Below are 15,664 nucleotides of genomic sequence, written 5' to 3'. Positions count from 1 at the left end.
TATATGAAAAAAGCATGCCAAAAAAATAAAATATGATGAAGAAGATATGCTTCTAATTACGACCCCAGGAAATAATATTCAACCCAAATTGAAAGGAAGCATAGTTAGTATCGGCAATATTGTTATAAGATAACAAGTTATCGGCCATTATATAAAAATTAACCGGTCCGGCTTGTAGATTCATACCTAAACCTACATTGGTATAACTAAATTTATCTACGGTATAAGTACCTTTCAAAGCTAAAATATTCCCAATTCTACGAGTGTAAAAACCGGTCAAAGCCATTTGTGGACCTCTAGGTCTATTAATAACATATAATTGACCACCAACTGAATTTCTGTATTTGGTACGGAGTTCTCCACCATCCGAAGACCCTGCAGTACAATCACAACTTTGTTGTCCTCCTTTACCAACCGGCTCTCCAAAATCATTTCTTATAGATGCGTACAATTTAGTAGGTCTAAAAGAAACATAACTTTTCGTGTCGGTTTCAAAAGGGACTTCTGCCTCTATATCATCTACCAAATCTTGCCAAAAATCTCGATCTAGGCTGGCAAAATTTTCCAAAACATTTATTTGAATACCCTCTACCGTTGTGTTTCCTTTAAGGCTGTAACTTTTAGGGTCGCTCGAATGATAAATAAACCCTACATCTAATAAACTTCCAGTTATAGTAATTCTTTCGGTTAGGTGATACGTAAAACCAACATCTATTCCTAAACCAAGATCTCCGCCAAAAAGAGCTCTACTTATTATCTCATTTGTTAGCGTATCTGAATCACTGGCATTATCTAAATCTTGAAGCCCAGAGGTACGCAATAACAAATCTGTATTTAGATTGGTTGCTATTAAATTGTTCTGACCTTCTGTATTGCTCAAATGTCCATTATTAGAAGTGGAACTATAATCAACAATTCCTGAATAAATTTTAGCTCTTCCTCCTATCGTTAAATTACGATCTACTTTTTTATTGACACCAAAATGTAAAACGTTGACCAAAGAACCCCGCGTCTTTAAATCACCCAAGTCAAATCTTCTTCCCAGTTGATCTGCATTACCATCAAATATTAATGAAGCATAATCTTGTGGCCAATAGGTAATATTATCAAACTCTAAATATCCACCAAACGAATAAAAAAGATTTGGGTTATCTCCTCTAAATCCTCCAGTTAAGTATTCAAGTTGTATTGTAGAACTAAATTCGTCTTTAGGTGTCAATGTATTTAAAGCTCGCTCCCTAAATTTTACATTAATATCAACACCATCATCAGCAAAGATATCATGTACAGATATACCGTTAGAACCCCCATATCCAGAAATACCGGATAATAAAGGCACACCGGCAAACCATTTAAAATCTGTTTCAACACCTGGGTTAACAGAAAGTGACCGAGGAATTTCATTAAAATCGTAGAGAACCGATTTATTCTGGGCAATAGCTCCCAAAGTAAATAACATAGATATCACAAAAAGGCAACGTGTTAATCTCATTGCAATTCCAATGTGAATTTTGCGCTAGAGCGAAGCACTACCGAAGGGTCGGGCAAATCTGACTCGCTGCTATTATCACCTAAGTTAATAGCCGTTAAACGTATTTCTGATGTAGACTTAATTATATCTAAACTTTTACCCGTAGCACCATAAGCGACATCACGAGATAATATTGCCGTTGGTGCAGCATCCATTCTAAAAACTTCTGTATCTAAAATATTTTCACCTTCATCTAAAAACTCAAGTCTAATCTCAATAGGCTTACTGGTAGTATTTTCCAATTCATAGGTCAATACGCCTTCTAGCACTCTTTTCGTAAAAAAAGGCTCTTCAAAAGCATCAAAATTAAAATCTTGGGTAAAAAAACTGAGTCCGGCTACTCTATTTATTAAACTTTCCTGTGCCTTTACATAAAAAATACTAGTCTCGTAATCTGGGGTAATTTCTAGATTATCTAGCTGGTCGAAATCTTGATTTTCAGAACAAGAAGTTACCATTAGAAAACCAAGTAAAGCCATACAAAGTATACGTACCCCTTTCATCACCAATTCAAAGTTTAAGCAAATAGGCACAAGCCTATAGTTATAGTAACTCTATAAAAGGGATTTTATTTCTTCTAAATTGTAAATTATGGGAGATACATCATGTGTTTCCTCTTTATGAGCGTTAAAATGTAGGGTATGAAAACCTACAGATTTAGCCCCAATAATATCAGCTTCTAAACTATCACCGATCATTAAAGATTTTTCAGGTATGGCACCAGCTCTATTTAAAGCCAAATTAAAAATTATTGGATTAGGCTTTTTAACGCCTGCCATTTCAGAATCTATTATTTGATTAAAATAGCTGTGTATACCAGAATTGATAAGTTTCTTTTCCTGTACTTCTTGAAAACCGTTGGTGATTATATGTAATTTATATTTAGGTTTTAAGTAATTCAACACTTCAATTGCATTAGGGAACAGGGTATTGAAAGAAGAGAGATTATTGATATACTCATCTGACAATAAATGTATTAAATCATCTGTAGCAGTATAACCCATAGTATCAAAAACAGATTTTAACCGTTGGTATCGCAACTCCTCTTTGGTAATTTTTTCTTCCCTAAATAATCTCCAAAATTTTAAGTTAGCGGGCATATAAACTTCCAAGAAATCTTCTAGTTCTAAAGCTACATTTTGCTCCTTGAATATTTTTTGAAACGTAAATGCTGAATTCTTATCAAAATCCCAAAGGGTGTGATCTAAATCAAAAAATACATCTGTGACTTTATTTTCAAACATGTTGCTCTTTTATTATTTCAGCGTAAATAGCCATCCAATCACGGTCTTCCTTATTCCCTAGCACTTCGTTAGAAAACATCGTTATCAGTGTTCCATTTACTTTTTGGACCTCATTGGTAATCTGTTGTACTTGACGCAGTAAATCTTGGTCCTTTTTAATTTTAGACAACGATATATCGTGTACTGCGAACGGATGTACTTTTATAGGTTGTTTTACTTCTAGTGGAATATCATAGAATTGAAATGTAGAACACGTACCTGCCCTAAACCCAAGTTCAAAAGTATAACCCATGGTATAGTCGTCCGTAAATTCTGCGGCAATTAAATTACGATAGGTTTGTGGTACATCTACCCTATTATAACGCATCTTAGAATTATTTACCGGTCTATTGATAACCACTTCTAGATTGGCTTTCTCTTTCTTCAGTAATTCTAAATTTGAAAATGAACTGTAGCTAGCTGCCAAGGAAACCGGCACATAATCTGCCACATATTTTATAAGCGATTTAAATCGGATGCTATTGGTAGAAACGTTTTTATCATACTTAGAATAATCTGCAAATTGAAAGAAGAAATTACATTTCACTTTATATTTTTTATGCAAGGCAATTATTTCTGCATAATTATCATAGGGGTCTTTCTGCCTGTTTATCCCCACCGCAATGCGTTCAATAACCCTTTTAAGCTTTAGTGTACCAACATCTAACAATAAACCAACCAAACCACGTACAACACCTCTATTTGCATAGCAATGCGATGTAGCAACATCTAAAACAGATATGAAATCATAAGTTTTGTCCTTATGCTCTAGTTCTGGAAAACGTTCTTTAAGTGCGTCTAACAATTTAAACGCCCAAATATCTACTACAGGTTTTTGAAGGAATCCGTTTTGGAAGGCAACACTATCTTTTGGTGAAAACCTACCATGAATATCCTTTACATGAGGTAAATACTCCTCATATCTAGAAAGCATAAAAAAACTGGCTGTAAAAATATCAAAAGGTAAAATGCTTTTCTCCCCGGCTTGAAAAAAACAAGGAACTCCGTCCCAGTCCGCAATATTTAATTGAATATCATTTATTCCTTGTTCAAATAACAACTCATTGCTTCTAATAAAAAATTCGTTTTGTAACGGTTGCTTCGTATACGTGATTTTGGGACCCGTATGCTTTATAAACTCTTCTACTTTAGTGGTAAAATCGAGCTCAACGCCCAAAATATTCACAAAGATATGTCTCATGATATAGGTAAGCCGCGGTGTAATCTTATGCGTGTAAATCAATAACATCTATAGAATTTTTTCGTCTGCAAAGCTATAGTAACTTTTTTGGGTAATGATCAAATGATCCAACACTTTAATATCTAAAGTTTCGCTAGCTACTTTTATCTTTTGGGTAATCTGTTTATCTGCCGCACTTGGTCTTAACGTACCAGAAGGGTGATTATGCGCCAAAATAATTGCAACAGCACCAAGTTCCAGAGCTTGTTTCATAACAATACGCACATCTACCAAAGTACCGGTAATACCACCTTTACTTAATTGCGCCTTGTGCAATACTTTATTGGAATTATTTAGAAAGAGAATCCAAAATTCTTCATGCTCCAAATCTCCCAGTAGTGGTTGTAAAATCTCGTATACATCTTTACTACTTCCTATTTTTTCTATTTTGGCGGCATCTTCTCCTCTTCGCCTTCTTCCTATTTCTAAAGCTGCGGCAATACTTACTGCTTTTGCTTCCCCAATACCTTTAAAGGTCATTAACTGTTTAATGGACAGCCTACCAAGTTCATTCAGGTTATTGTCTACGGATGCCAAAATTCGTTTAGATAGTTCAACAGCACTTTCTGACCTACTTCCCGAACCTATTAAAATGGCAATTAATTCAGCATCAGATAATACCGATCTACCTTTCTGTACTAGTTTTTCTCTAGGCTTGTCATCATCTGACCAATTTTTAATGGAGAACGAAGTGGGTTTGTCGTGCATTGGATAAAGATACAGAACAAATTATTTTATGGTAAATTTATACATCAATTAAAAAACCGACATGAAATCATTATTAAACGAAGAGGCTTTCGAGGAAATTAAAAATAGAATTGAACTACTTACCGAAAATTCTGAGAGAGGTTGGGGAAAAATGACCGTTGGTCAAATGTGTTGGCATTGCCAGTATCCTTTAAAATTGGCCATAGCCAATAAACCAAATAGTTCTAAAGGAAATTGGTTTATTAAAACCTTCTTCAAAAAATCGCTTTACAATGATAAACCATGGAGAAAAAGTTTACCTACAGCACCTCAATTAAAAGCTAAAGAAGATAAAGATTTTGCATCAGAGCATAACATTCTTAAAATGCTAGTTGCTGATTTCTATGCCGTACGTGATCGTGAAGAATGGTATCCACATCCTGCTTTTGGTCCGTTTACTAAAGAGCAATGGGGTCAGGTACAATACAAACATTTAGACCACCATTTAAAGCAATTTGGAGTATAAATTGGTTGTTGGAAATATCAAATTCAAGTTCAAAAAAACTCAAGAATCAATACTTTTTACTTTGTAATTCCCACCTTAACTCATCAACTCTTGAAATTTCCTTAAATCAAATCCGCCATAATTACCTGAGCTCATAAGTAACAATGTAGTGTTATCATACGACTGACTTTCCAAGTATTCATGAAAGGAAGCTGCATCGGTAAAAATCTTTAAATCTTTTCTTTGAAATGCTTCTGATATTTGTACAGGAGTTACCGCTTCTAACTTCTTTATGGCAACAGATTCTGGTAAGAAGAAAATTACAGCTTCATCTGCAGCATCTAAGGCTCCCTTATATTCTTTTAAAAATTCAGGGTTAAAGCTACTATAGGTATGCAATTCTAAACAAGCAATTAATTTTCTGTTTGGGTATTGCTCTTTTACAGCATTGGTAGTTGCCGCAACCTTGCTTGGCGAATGGGCAAAATCTTTATAGGCGATACTAGTTGACGCTTCTGCAATTTTCTCTAAACGTTTAGAAGCTCCGCTAAAAGTTGCTATTGCCTCATAAAAATCTTCTTCATCAACCCCCATATTCTGACTAATCCATTTTGCACCTGCCAAATTACTTAGGTTATGCTTGCCGAATACTTCAATTGGCATTGGTCCTTCATTAGTTTCCAATAGCGTTTCACCATCTTCAACAGTATATTCTGGAGTAGTATATGGTAATTTTCTAATTGCATTTTCAGACGCTTCAACTACTTCTTTAACTACCTCATCTTCTATGTTATATGTTATAGAACCACCGTTTACAATACTATCTACAAATATTTTAAACTGCTCAACGTAATTTTCAAAAGTTGGAAATACATTAATATGATCCCAAGCAATACCACTCAACAACGCTATATTAGGCTGATATAAATGAAATTTTGGTCGTCTATCTATTGGAGAAGACAAATACTCATCTCCTTCTAAAACTATAAAATCATTATCCTCGGTTAAGTGCACCATTCTATCGAACCCATCTAATTGGGCACCTACCATATAATCTACTTCAATATCATGGAAATTGAGCACATGTAATATCATAGAAGTAATGGTTGTTTTACCATGACTTCCGCCAATAACTACTCTCGTTTTATTTTTAGATTGCTCGTATAAAAATTCAGGATAAGAGTATATCGTAATACCTAATTCTTGCGCTTTCAGCAATTCAGGATTATCTGCTTTTGCATGCATTCCAAGAACAATGGCATCTAAATCACTTGTTATTTTTTCAGGAAACCATCCAAACGCTACTGGTAATAACCCTTTGGCAGCAAGTCTAGATTTAGAAGGTTCAAAAATGACATCATCACTACCCGTAATTACATATCCTTTGTGCTCTAATGCCAGCGCTAAATTGTGCATAGCACTTCCTCCTATTGCAATAAAATGTATTCGCATTCCTAAAATTTAGGTGGCAAAGATACGTATTGTACTACTATTATTACCTACTTCCTTACATTCTCAAGAGTTGAAAATCAGCTATTCCGAAGCATTTTTACCGATGAAATGCGTATATTTTTAACACTTCCTATCATATTTAGTAGTATTCACCCTACATTTTAACACTTTTACAACATATAGTTTCTTACGATAGCTATCACAAATACCTTTAACGCTCATTAATCATATTCACAACTAACCCCCTATTAATGAATATATTAAAATTAAGGCTCTTTACTATAGTGTTTTTCATACTTAGTTTGTCAAACTTAGTTAATGCACAATGCGCAGGTAATGACGTTACAATAGAAGTATGCAACAAAGATGCCGACGTCGCTAATCGCGATTATGATCTATTCTCACAACTAGGTGGTTCGCCTACCGTTGGCGGAACATGGTCAACCACAAATCCAGAAAATTTCTATGCATTAAATCAAAACACAGGTGTGGTTGATCTTTGGCGTATTAATAATTTTGGAATGCATTCATTTGTCTATACCAATACTTCATGTAACCAAACGGCAACTGTAACTATTAATTTAGGTGGTTATCCTGGTGAAGATAATGTTGACGGTAGTGCCAATGCCTGCGGAGATGACAATAGCGTAAACCTTCACGGATTTCTAGGAAGTAATGTTGATGGTAAAGTACAAGACTTTAATGGGCTTTGGGAAGAAGACCCTAGTACGATTACCGGTTTCTTAGAAGATAATATTTTTAATGCCCAAGCCGCTGGAACCGGTATTTATATTTTCACCTATACCGTACCCGATGTAAATAGTTGTATTGGTAGAACCGCCACGGTAGTTTTAGAAGTTCACCCGCCGCCAAATGCCGGTTTTGCAACAAGCGTAAACTTTTGTGCCAACGATGACTTTTCACCCTTTACAAATTTTGACCTCAACGGACAATTGACAGGCGAAGATCCCAATGGAACATGGTCAGAAAGCGGCACCAATCAACTAAGTGATCTAAATGATTCAATTATTAATATTCAAGAGCTGTACGACAATTTCGGCTACAATTCATTTTCATTTACGTATACAGTATTTCCTACGCATCCCGTTTGCGAAAAGAGAGAAGTATCCGTTGTTATAGATATTCTTCCTGTTTTAGTCGGAGATATTATTGCCGATGATATATGTTTTGGACAAGATTATGTAGTTGACCTAGAGTATGATGCCAACCTTTTGCATAATGGATCTTTTTTAATAGAGTATACTATTGATGGTTCCCCAGGCGTTGCAGCCGCATCATTATCTGGAGGAATCGGTGATTTTATAGTCGATCCAGATTTAGTACCCCTTAATCAGACGGTTACTTTAGAAATAACAGGAATTACCAGTGTTACGCCTATTAGGGATGTTTGTCCAAGAGTATTTGTACCACCTACCACGTTTTTAGTGGCAAGCTCCATAGCCGATGTTGCTGATATATGTGTACAGACCGATGCCACTGTTACCATAAACAATATATTGGATACTAGCGGTAATTTTGCAAATGGCACTTTTACTACTGAATATGTTTTAACGAGACCAGATGCCAGTACAGAAACTTCAGAAACTTTTGAATTAGCGTTTACAAATGGTAATGCAACGTTTAGCATAGCAGGAAGCAATTTTTCTGACGGTGGTGAATATGAAGTTAGCCCTACCATCTTAAATACATTTCCAACCAACTGTAAGCTAGCTGATATATTTATCGTAACCCCGTTACCAGATGCCATTCAGCTAGACCTCATCGTAGACAATAATTGCGATGCTACACAAATAGATGTTTTGGTAGATGCGCCTATATTACCAAATGGCACATATACTATTACTTATGATGTAACAGAACTAGGTTCCAATACGGTACTTACCACAAATACCATAAATTTCACGGGCGGTACTGCTGCTTATCAAATTGATGTAGATGCATTGCCATTAGGTAATTATACAGCAAGTGTACGAAGTATACAAAACGACACTACACTATGTAGACTAGATTTTGAGTTTGAAGAGAATGAAAATTTCTCAAGAGGCGGAGTGCCAGAAGCACCGCAAGCAGCTACTAACCAAACATTTTGTTTAAGCGATTTTCCTAGCGGTCCAACCCTAATGGACATTGAAGTGACCGCAGCAGGAGATATCTTGTTTTACGATACACTAACGGACACTACCATTTTGCCAATTTCAACGGCATTGGTAGATGGTGAAGATTATTTTATAACTAACAGCGATCCACTGACTAATTGCGAGGGTACAGAACGTATTCAGGTAACAGTTAGTTTTAGTAATCCCAATGCGCCAACAAGCACTAATGTAAATCCGTTGTTCTGTGCTGAAGATAATCCTACATTAGCCGACATAACTATTGATGCTATTCCTGGCAGTTCGGTTACGTGGTTTAATACTGACAATACCGAATTAGCAGCTTCTACCGTTCTTGTTGATGGTCAATCTTATTTTGCAGCAACAAATAGTGGCGGTTGCAACAGTTCAGAACGGTTAGAGGTAACACCCACTGTAATTACAGTTGCACCAACTTCTTTGTTATCAGATGATTTGACAGTCTGTGGCTTAGATAATCCAACAGTATTAGCACTAAGATCTTTAGAAAGTGAAACAGAAAACGAAGTTCTTTGGTATTCTACAGAAACTGGCGGTATTGCCTTAACTGATGATGTACCGTTGGTAGTAGATACAATTTACTATGCTGAAAATTACAATACGCTTACAGGTTGCTCTACTAACACAAGAGTACCTGTTACTATAGATTTCAGTGATTGTGATCCAGAAAATTATGACTTTTTTATCCCAGACGGGTTCTCACCGAATGCCGATGGCAGAAACGATACATTTTTCATCCCTAACATAGAAGTCATATTTCCCAACTATACGTTAGAAATTTTAAACAGGTACGGTACTACGTTATTTAGTGGAGACAAAACCAACCCTGCTTGGGATGGTAGAAATGGGTCATCTACCGCACCTAACGGTGTCTACTTCTACATTATAAATTACAATAAAGGTAATTCTGAACCTATACAAGGTCGCTTATACTTAAACAGATAACCAATGCAAAAGAAATTAATTAACATCCGTTGGAGTATCTGCATTGTGTTGCTTTTATTCCTTTTAAAACTGCAAGGTCAGCAAGATCCACAGTATACCCAGTATATGTATAATATGAATGTGGTTAACCCTGCGTATACTACCAATGATGTGGGCATGCTTAATTTTGGTACGCTATATAGAACCCAATGGGAAAACGCCGTGGGTGCACCAAAGACCTTAACCTTTTTTGCACATACACCGTTATCAGAAAAAATAGAAATGGGTGCCTCTATTATAGCAGATGATATTGGAGACGGTTCCTTAAAGGAGAATAACATATATGTGGATTTCGCCTATATTCTTAAGCTAGATGAAAAAAGTAATTTAAGCTTAGGACTAAAAGGAGGTGTTACCACATTTGAAACAAACTTTAATGGTTTTAGACTTCCGGAAATACAAGATGACCCTGCTTTTAATGAAAACTTAAACAACACCTTCCCAAATATTGGTGTGGGTGCTTTTTACAATAGAGATAAATTTTACGCAGGCATATCCATTCCAAATTTATTGACCTCTAAACATTTAGAAAATAGAGATGGCATAACACGTATTGGTGCAGAAGCCATTCACTTATTTGGTATGGCCGGGTATGTTTTTGATATCAATACTAATCTAAAATTAAAACCGTCAATCTTAACAAAAATGGTATCGGGAGCTCCCATTACGGCAGATTTCTCTTTTAATGCCTTATTCAATAATCGTTTTGAAGGTGGTGTGTCTTATCGTTTAGAAGATTCTGTAAGTGCCATGTTCAACGTGTCTGTAGTACCTGCATTAAGAATTGGTTATGCATACGATTATACCTTATCAAATTTAGGCGCGTTCAATACCGGTTCTCACGAAATTTTTGTGCTGTTCAACCTAGACCTTTGGGGACTCAAAAAAGGCTATGATAAATCTCCTAGATTCTACTAAAATGAAAAAGTTATATATATACATCATACTGTTTTTAGGAATATTTCAATCCGCTTGGTCTCAACAAGAATTAAAACGTGCCAATGACCTTTTTGAAAAAGCCTATTATGCAGATGCCATTGCTTTATACGAAGCGGCATTACCTAGCAATAAAAGTAGCCTAGTGGTTAAGAACTTGGCAGACAGCTATTACCATACATTCAATTTAAATGCTGCCGCTCGCTGGTATCGCTATTTAATTTCTAATTATGGCGATGCTGTTGAAGAACAATATTACTTTAAGCTCTATCAATCTTTAAAAGCCATTGGCGAATATGAAGAGGCAGAACGTGTGCTTGTAGACTTTTATACTAAAGAAGGCAATACCGATAAACTGCAAAAACTTAAAGCAGATGCCGTTTATTTAGAAAATGTAAAAGCCATAGGAGACCGTTTTACCATTAAAAATAGTTACCTAAACACAACTTCATCAGAATTTGGGGCCATGCATGTAGGTAATTCAATTTGGTATACTGCAACCCATAAAAAATCGAATTCAAAAATGTATCGTTGGAACAACCAACAGTACTTGGATATTTATACGCACCCTATTGACCAAGAACAATTAGGCGATAGTATCAGTACAAGCTTATCAAACAACATCAACACCAAATTACACGAGGGATCTTTTACGATTTCTGCAGATGGTAACACCATGTATTTTACCCGTAACAATTACAATAACGGTAAGCGCAAGACAGATGATAAAAAAGTATCTAACCTAAAAATTTATAGTGCCAATTTGGTAGATGGAGAATGGAAGAATATTACCGAATTACCTTTTAACAGTGACGAATTTTCTAACGAGCACCCAGCTTTAAATACCGATGGAACAAAATTATATTTCTCTTCGGATAGACCTGGCGGATTCGGTTCTTTTGACATTTATGAAGTCAGCCTACAAGCGGATAATACCTTTGGTACGCCCATGAATTTAGGTAATTTGATCAATACAGATAAGAAAGAACAGTTTCCTTTTATTGCTTCTGATAATTCTCTCTATTTTTCATCTAACGGACACCCAGGCTACGGACTTTTAGATGTATTTATTTCAAAAAATAATAAAGGTTCATTTCAACAACCAGATAATTTAGGGCTACCCGTAAATGGTGGATATGATGATTTTTCATATGTATTGCATTCAGATGGCACATCAGGATACTTTGCATCAAACAGACCATCTGGTAAGGGAAGTGATGATATATACAACTTTACCGTAACCAAAGAATTACAGATTGTAGATTGCCAACAATATATAGCAGGTATTATTACAGACCGCACTACTACCCTGCCCCTTACTGGCGCAACGTTGACATTGGTAGATATGAATAATAAAACTATAGCTACCTCATCAACCAAGGAAAATGGTGCTTTTGAATTTAATATTACCTGTGAAACATCCTACACGGTAAATGCTGAAAAAACTGGTTATGAAAGTAATTCTAAAACCATTCGCAGTACAAAAGAACGAAATGCAGAACACGATGCCTCAATGAGCTTATATTCAGTAAGCGAAAAACAAAAGGCTGAGGCATTGGTATTGCAACAAAAACAAGAAGCCGAAAAGTTACGAACAGAGGCGTTGGCCATCAAGAAATTGGAAGAAGAGAAAAAGGCAGCGCTTTTGGCAGAAAAACAATCTGCCGCACAAGCAGAACGTATAGCTAAAGAAAAGATAGCTGAGAAAGTAAAAACCGAGAAAGCTTTAGCCAAAAAAATAGAAGATGCCATTAATACAGAAAGTGCCTTGGTAAAAGAAACCGACCGTACGGTTATACAGACCGAAGAAATACATTTTGATTATAGCCTTTGGTACCTTAGAAGAGAATCTAGAGAGCGATTACAGACCGTAATCGACATCATGAAAAAGAACCCGGGTATGATCATTGAGATTGGCACACATACAGATATTAGGGGTAATGGTAATTATAACAAAGACCTATCTCAAAAACGTGCCGATTCCGCTAAAGAATTTCTTGTTAAAAACGGAATAGCTTCTGGGAGAATAGTATCTAAAGGCTACGGGGAATCTAAACCCATTGTAGTTTGCCATACAGAAGATGCTTGCTCAGAAGAAGATCATGAATGGAACCGCCGATGCGAGTTTGTTGTAGTTGGCTGGGATTATGACAAATAAACAGCAGATGATAGTATAAAAATTTGTTTTCAATTAAAATACTTTACTAACTGCATCTTTATAATTGAAACGGTTTCTAGTATCTTTAGTACTTAAACAAAAGATACTATGACATTGAATCTTTCTACCATTCCATCAAAGGAAATTATGCCTGGATTACATGGAAAATTAGTACATTCTGAACATATGAGTATGGCATTTTGGGATGTAGAAAAAGGTGCGCAAGTACCAGAACACGCCCATATGAACGAGCAAATTATGCACGTAATAGAAGGTGAATTTCAATTTACATTAGAGGGCAACACAAAGGTATACGTGCCAGGTGACATTGTGGTCATAGCACCACATAAGAAACATAGTGGCATTGCACTTACCCCTTGTAAATTGTTAGATGTTTTTAGTCCAACAAGAGAAGAGTATCGCTAGTTATTGTTTCTATAAAATTTAAAAAATGAACATAACCCTATTAAACAAAAAAGCATTAGTTGGTGGTAGTAGCGGAGGTATAGGTAAAGCTATAGCACAACAATTGGCAGAAAGTGGCGCTAGTGTAACCTTAATGTCTCACAGCGAAGAGAAATTACATCATATTGTTGCAGAATTACCAACGGATCAAGGACAGCAACACCAATATCTTGCCGTAGACTTCAATAATTTTAAAGACTACAAAAAGGTAATCAGTACTTATTTTGAGAACAATACCGTAGACATTTTGGTAAATAATACACAAGGACCTTCTGCTGGTAGTGCATTAGAAAAAAAAGTAGATGATTACCAAGAAGCTTTTGATCTCTTATTTAAAACCGTGGTTTTTACAACAGAATTGGCACTACAGTCTATGATGCAAAAGAATTGGGGTAGAGTTATAAATGTTGCCTCCGTTTCAGTGAAAGAACCACTATCATACCTAGCGCTATCTAATTCTATTAGGGCTGCCGTAGTAACATGGGCAAAATCTTTGGCTACAGATGTTGGCAAACACAACATTACAGTAAATAGCGTACTCACCGGTTATTTTGATACGGACCGTATTACGCAACTTAATGCAAAAAAAGCAGCGCAATTAGGCGTGGAACAAAGTCAAGTACGTAAAGACATGGAATCTAGAGTGGCATTGAAACGTATAGGTAACCCAGAAGAATATGGTTTTTTAGCAGCCTTCTTGGCATCTGACAATGCAGCTTATATAACTGGAACAAATATTCCTATTGATGGCGGACTTCTAAAATCTCTATAGATGGCCAAGTAATAATAAAATTTAGTCGTTTACAAACGTATATTATACACATAATATACGGGTAAACACCACCAAGTAACCGTATTCATTGATACTTTAGAAGATTTGATTAAATTACGGGTAAAATAGATATAAAGTAACTTGTTACCTTATACAATTGTTAGCTTTAATTTGAATGACCGACATAGACAAACAACTTTTTTTAGAACATTTTATTCCGACTGAATTGGAAGGGAAAAGAAAAGTTATGTTTGAAAACGGTTCTTCTATAACAACTAAATATAAATCCGAATTCAAATATTTCGTGAAATATTTACCTGGAAATTATGCCGACTATTATTCGCCTGAATTTATTTTTAAAACGGATAATGATTTAAAGATAAAAATAACCCCAATTCCGAATTTCTATACTTTTATTTTTATCCCAATAGCACTGGTCATTATGAATTATTATGAAAATTTAGAAAATGAAAATATTTGGACTATTGTAATTGCTCTGATTTTATTTGTGATTTTTGTACAGTTCGTATTAATAATCCCAAGTCTTTTGAATATTAGAAAACGAGTGAATGAAAAATAAAAAAACTAAAGCTAACAATGGCTATAATTCAGTCTTGCTTTCTCGTATAAATAAATTGCATTACTTTTAATTCGGCTCGATTCCGATTATGAAAAATCCTAACGGCTTTCCCAGACCGAAATCATAGCCTAACCGTTGGCAACAATATGAAGAAACTAGTTTACATATCACTTTTACTATTTATTTGTTGTAAAACTTCTAGTCAGGTAAACGAAATCAATACAGACTCTACGGACCTGAAATCTGTAAAAATAGATACGTTGACAACCTATCAGCCAAATGGAGCGAAGAATTTGGAAGTGATACTTTTTGATGGCAAAAAAGAGGGGAATGGATATATGTATAACGGACAAAATGAAATTGTCGGATTCAAACATTTCGAGAACGATACGGTAAATGGATTTGGGTTATCATTGTATAACAAAACGAAAAAACCCAAACATATATATCAGTATAATAACGGAAAGATGGATGGAATGATTATTTCATTTTATGAAAACGGTATTATTGAAAAATTTAGGAGTTCAGACATATTTTCTATTAGTCAAAAACTTCGATTTCATAAAAATGGAGTTATTAAATCCATCGGTCAAACTCAAGAGGGTGGAAAAGCTTTTGGGACTTGGTTATATTTCAATGAAAAGGGAATATTGGAGAGAACTGTAGAGTATGAAAATGGAGAGCCAAAGAAATAAATACTGTTGCCAACAAAACCTATAAACAATACGGCTTCGGGCTTAATCGAAAGGTTTGTGTATTTTTATGAAGTCCGCAAAATCTTTGGGATTTTGCTTTAAACAAGGAAAAGAAAAAACAAAACAAAAAGATTTCGCTTTGTGCTCGGCGGAAAGCAAACACTAGTTTGCTCCCGTACTGTTCATAGCTCAACCGTTAGCTACAACTCTGAAAAACAACATC

The 15,664-nt window shown here is 35.4% G+C and carries 14 protein-coding genes; 8 read left to right on the top strand and 6 right to left on the bottom strand.

Annotated elements, in window-relative coordinates:
• Positions 1 to 52: 52 nt before the first annotated feature.
• From BM296_RS07215 to radC, 5 genes are read right to left on the bottom strand one after another with little or no spacing between them, the layout of a single operon-like run.
• Positions 53 to 1,492, bottom strand: a complete 1,440-nt coding sequence (locus BM296_RS07215; protein WP_091902472.1) for a DUF5723 family protein — start codon at positions 1,490 to 1,492, stop codon at positions 53 to 55.
• Positions 1,489 to 2,034 (bottom strand): hypothetical protein, encoded by a 546-nt coding sequence (locus BM296_RS07210; RefSeq protein WP_091902471.1) that lies wholly within the window; start codon positions 2,032 to 2,034, stop codon positions 1,489 to 1,491. The genes BM296_RS07215 and BM296_RS07210 overlap by 4 nt, the downstream gene beginning before the upstream one ends.
• Positions 2,035 to 2,085: 51 nt before the next feature.
• Entirely contained in the window at positions 2,086 to 2,775 is a 690-nt protein-coding gene (locus BM296_RS07205) for a YjjG family noncanonical pyrimidine nucleotidase (protein ID WP_091902470.1), read from the bottom strand.
• Positions 2,768 to 4,015, bottom strand: coding sequence for a polysaccharide deacetylase family protein (locus BM296_RS07200; RefSeq protein WP_245786977.1), 1,248 nt, complete (start codon positions 4,013 to 4,015; stop codon positions 2,768 to 2,770). Before BM296_RS07200 ends, BM296_RS07205 begins: the two co-directional genes overlap by 8 nt.
• A 48-nt stretch (positions 4,016 to 4,063) precedes the next feature.
• Positions 4,064 to 4,762 carry a RadC family protein gene (gene radC / locus BM296_RS07195; RefSeq protein WP_091902465.1) on the bottom strand — a complete coding sequence of 233 codons (699 nt, stop codon included), beginning with the start codon at positions 4,760 to 4,762 and terminating at the stop codon, positions 4,064 to 4,066.
• Between the two features lie 61 nt (positions 4,763 to 4,823).
• Here radC and BM296_RS07190 point away from each other — a divergent pair, with 61 nt between their 5' ends.
• Entirely contained in the window at positions 4,824 to 5,267 is a 444-nt protein-coding gene (locus BM296_RS07190; protein ID WP_091902463.1) for a DUF1569 domain-containing protein, read from the top strand.
• 75 nt (positions 5,268 to 5,342) lie between these two features.
• Here BM296_RS07190 and BM296_RS07185 read toward each other — a convergent pair whose 3' ends face one another.
• A complete protein-coding gene (locus tag BM296_RS07185; protein ID WP_091902461.1) occupies positions 5,343 to 6,698 on the bottom strand; it encodes a UDP-N-acetylmuramate--L-alanine ligase in 1,356 nt (451 codons plus the stop codon).
• 251 nt (positions 6,699 to 6,949) lie between these two features.
• Here BM296_RS07185 and BM296_RS07180 point away from each other — a divergent pair, with 251 nt between their 5' ends.
• The 7 genes from BM296_RS07180 to BM296_RS07150 all read left to right on the top strand — a co-directional run bounded on the left by BM296_RS07180 (position 6,950) and on the right by BM296_RS07150 (position 15,441).
• A complete protein-coding gene (locus tag BM296_RS07180; protein ID WP_091902459.1) occupies positions 6,950 to 9,796 on the top strand; it encodes a gliding motility-associated C-terminal domain-containing protein in 2,847 nt (948 codons plus the stop codon).
• Between the two features lie 3 nt (positions 9,797 to 9,799).
• Complete coding sequence (locus BM296_RS07175) at positions 9,800 to 10,753, top strand: PorP/SprF family type IX secretion system membrane protein (protein WP_036145633.1); 954 nt, start codon at positions 9,800 to 9,802, stop codon at positions 10,751 to 10,753.
• A gap of 1 nt (position 10,754) precedes the next feature.
• Positions 10,755 to 12,929 carry an OmpA family protein gene (locus BM296_RS07170; RefSeq protein WP_177214929.1) on the top strand — a complete coding sequence of 725 codons (2,175 nt, stop codon included), beginning with the start codon at positions 10,755 to 10,757 and terminating at the stop codon, positions 12,927 to 12,929.
• 108 nt (positions 12,930 to 13,037) lie between these two features.
• Complete coding sequence (locus BM296_RS07165) at positions 13,038 to 13,355, top strand: cupin domain-containing protein (RefSeq protein ID WP_027064851.1); 318 nt, start codon at positions 13,038 to 13,040, stop codon at positions 13,353 to 13,355.
• A 25-nt stretch (positions 13,356 to 13,380) separates the two neighbouring features.
• Positions 13,381 to 14,166: an SDR family oxidoreductase gene (locus tag BM296_RS07160; RefSeq protein WP_027064852.1), complete on the top strand. Its 786-nt coding sequence runs from the start codon at positions 13,381 to 13,383 to the stop codon at positions 14,164 to 14,166.
• A gap of 175 nt (positions 14,167 to 14,341) precedes the next feature.
• Positions 14,342 to 14,746 carry a hypothetical protein gene (locus tag BM296_RS07155; protein WP_091902455.1) on the top strand — a complete coding sequence of 135 codons (405 nt, stop codon included), beginning with the start codon at positions 14,342 to 14,344 and terminating at the stop codon, positions 14,744 to 14,746.
• Between the two features lie 146 nt (positions 14,747 to 14,892).
• Entirely contained in the window at positions 14,893 to 15,441 is a 549-nt protein-coding gene (locus BM296_RS07150; RefSeq protein WP_091902453.1) for a toxin-antitoxin system YwqK family antitoxin, read from the top strand.
• The last annotated feature ends 223 nt before the right edge of the window (positions 15,442 to 15,664 follow it).

It is taken from the genome of Maribacter stanieri, assembly GCF_900112245.1.
In the GTDB taxonomy this organism is placed as follows: Bacteria; Bacteroidota; Bacteroidia; order Flavobacteriales; family Flavobacteriaceae; genus Maribacter; species Maribacter stanieri.
This window is presented reverse-complemented; position numbering and strand designations above follow the sequence as displayed.

Excerpts from the sequence above, each read along its gene's own strand:
- BM296_RS07215 (WP_091902472.1), bottom strand. The coding sequence starts at position 1,492 with ATGAGATTAACACGTTGCCTTTTTGTGATATCTATGTTATTTACTTTG.
- BM296_RS07210 (WP_091902471.1), bottom strand. The coding sequence starts at position 2,034 with ATGAAAGGGGTACGTATACTTTGTATGGCTTTACTTGGTTTTCTAATG.
- BM296_RS07205 (WP_091902470.1), bottom strand. The coding sequence starts at position 2,775 with ATGTTTGAAAATAAAGTCACAGATGTATTTTTTGATTTAGATCACACC.
- BM296_RS07200 (WP_245786977.1), bottom strand. The coding sequence starts at position 4,015 with ATGAGACATATCTTTGTGAATATTTTGGGCGTTGAGCTCGATTTTACC.
- radC (WP_091902465.1), bottom strand. The coding sequence starts at position 4,762 with ATGCACGACAAACCCACTTCGTTCTCCATTAAAAATTGGTCAGATGAT.
- BM296_RS07190 (WP_091902463.1), top strand. The coding sequence starts at position 4,824 with ATGAAATCATTATTAAACGAAGAGGCTTTCGAGGAAATTAAAAATAGA.
- BM296_RS07185 (WP_091902461.1), bottom strand. The coding sequence starts at position 6,698 with ATGCGAATACATTTTATTGCAATAGGAGGAAGTGCTATGCACAATTTA.
- BM296_RS07180 (WP_091902459.1), top strand. The coding sequence starts at position 6,950 with ATGAATATATTAAAATTAAGGCTCTTTACTATAGTGTTTTTCATACTT.
- BM296_RS07175 (WP_036145633.1), top strand. The coding sequence starts at position 9,800 with ATGCAAAAGAAATTAATTAACATCCGTTGGAGTATCTGCATTGTGTTG.
- BM296_RS07170 (WP_177214929.1), top strand. The coding sequence starts at position 10,755 with ATGAAAAAGTTATATATATACATCATACTGTTTTTAGGAATATTTCAA.
- BM296_RS07165 (WP_027064851.1), top strand. The coding sequence starts at position 13,038 with ATGACATTGAATCTTTCTACCATTCCATCAAAGGAAATTATGCCTGGA.
- BM296_RS07160 (WP_027064852.1), top strand. The coding sequence starts at position 13,381 with ATGAACATAACCCTATTAAACAAAAAAGCATTAGTTGGTGGTAGTAGC.
- BM296_RS07155 (WP_091902455.1), top strand. The coding sequence starts at position 14,342 with ATGACCGACATAGACAAACAACTTTTTTTAGAACATTTTATTCCGACT.
- BM296_RS07150 (WP_091902453.1), top strand. The coding sequence starts at position 14,893 with ATGAAGAAACTAGTTTACATATCACTTTTACTATTTATTTGTTGTAAA.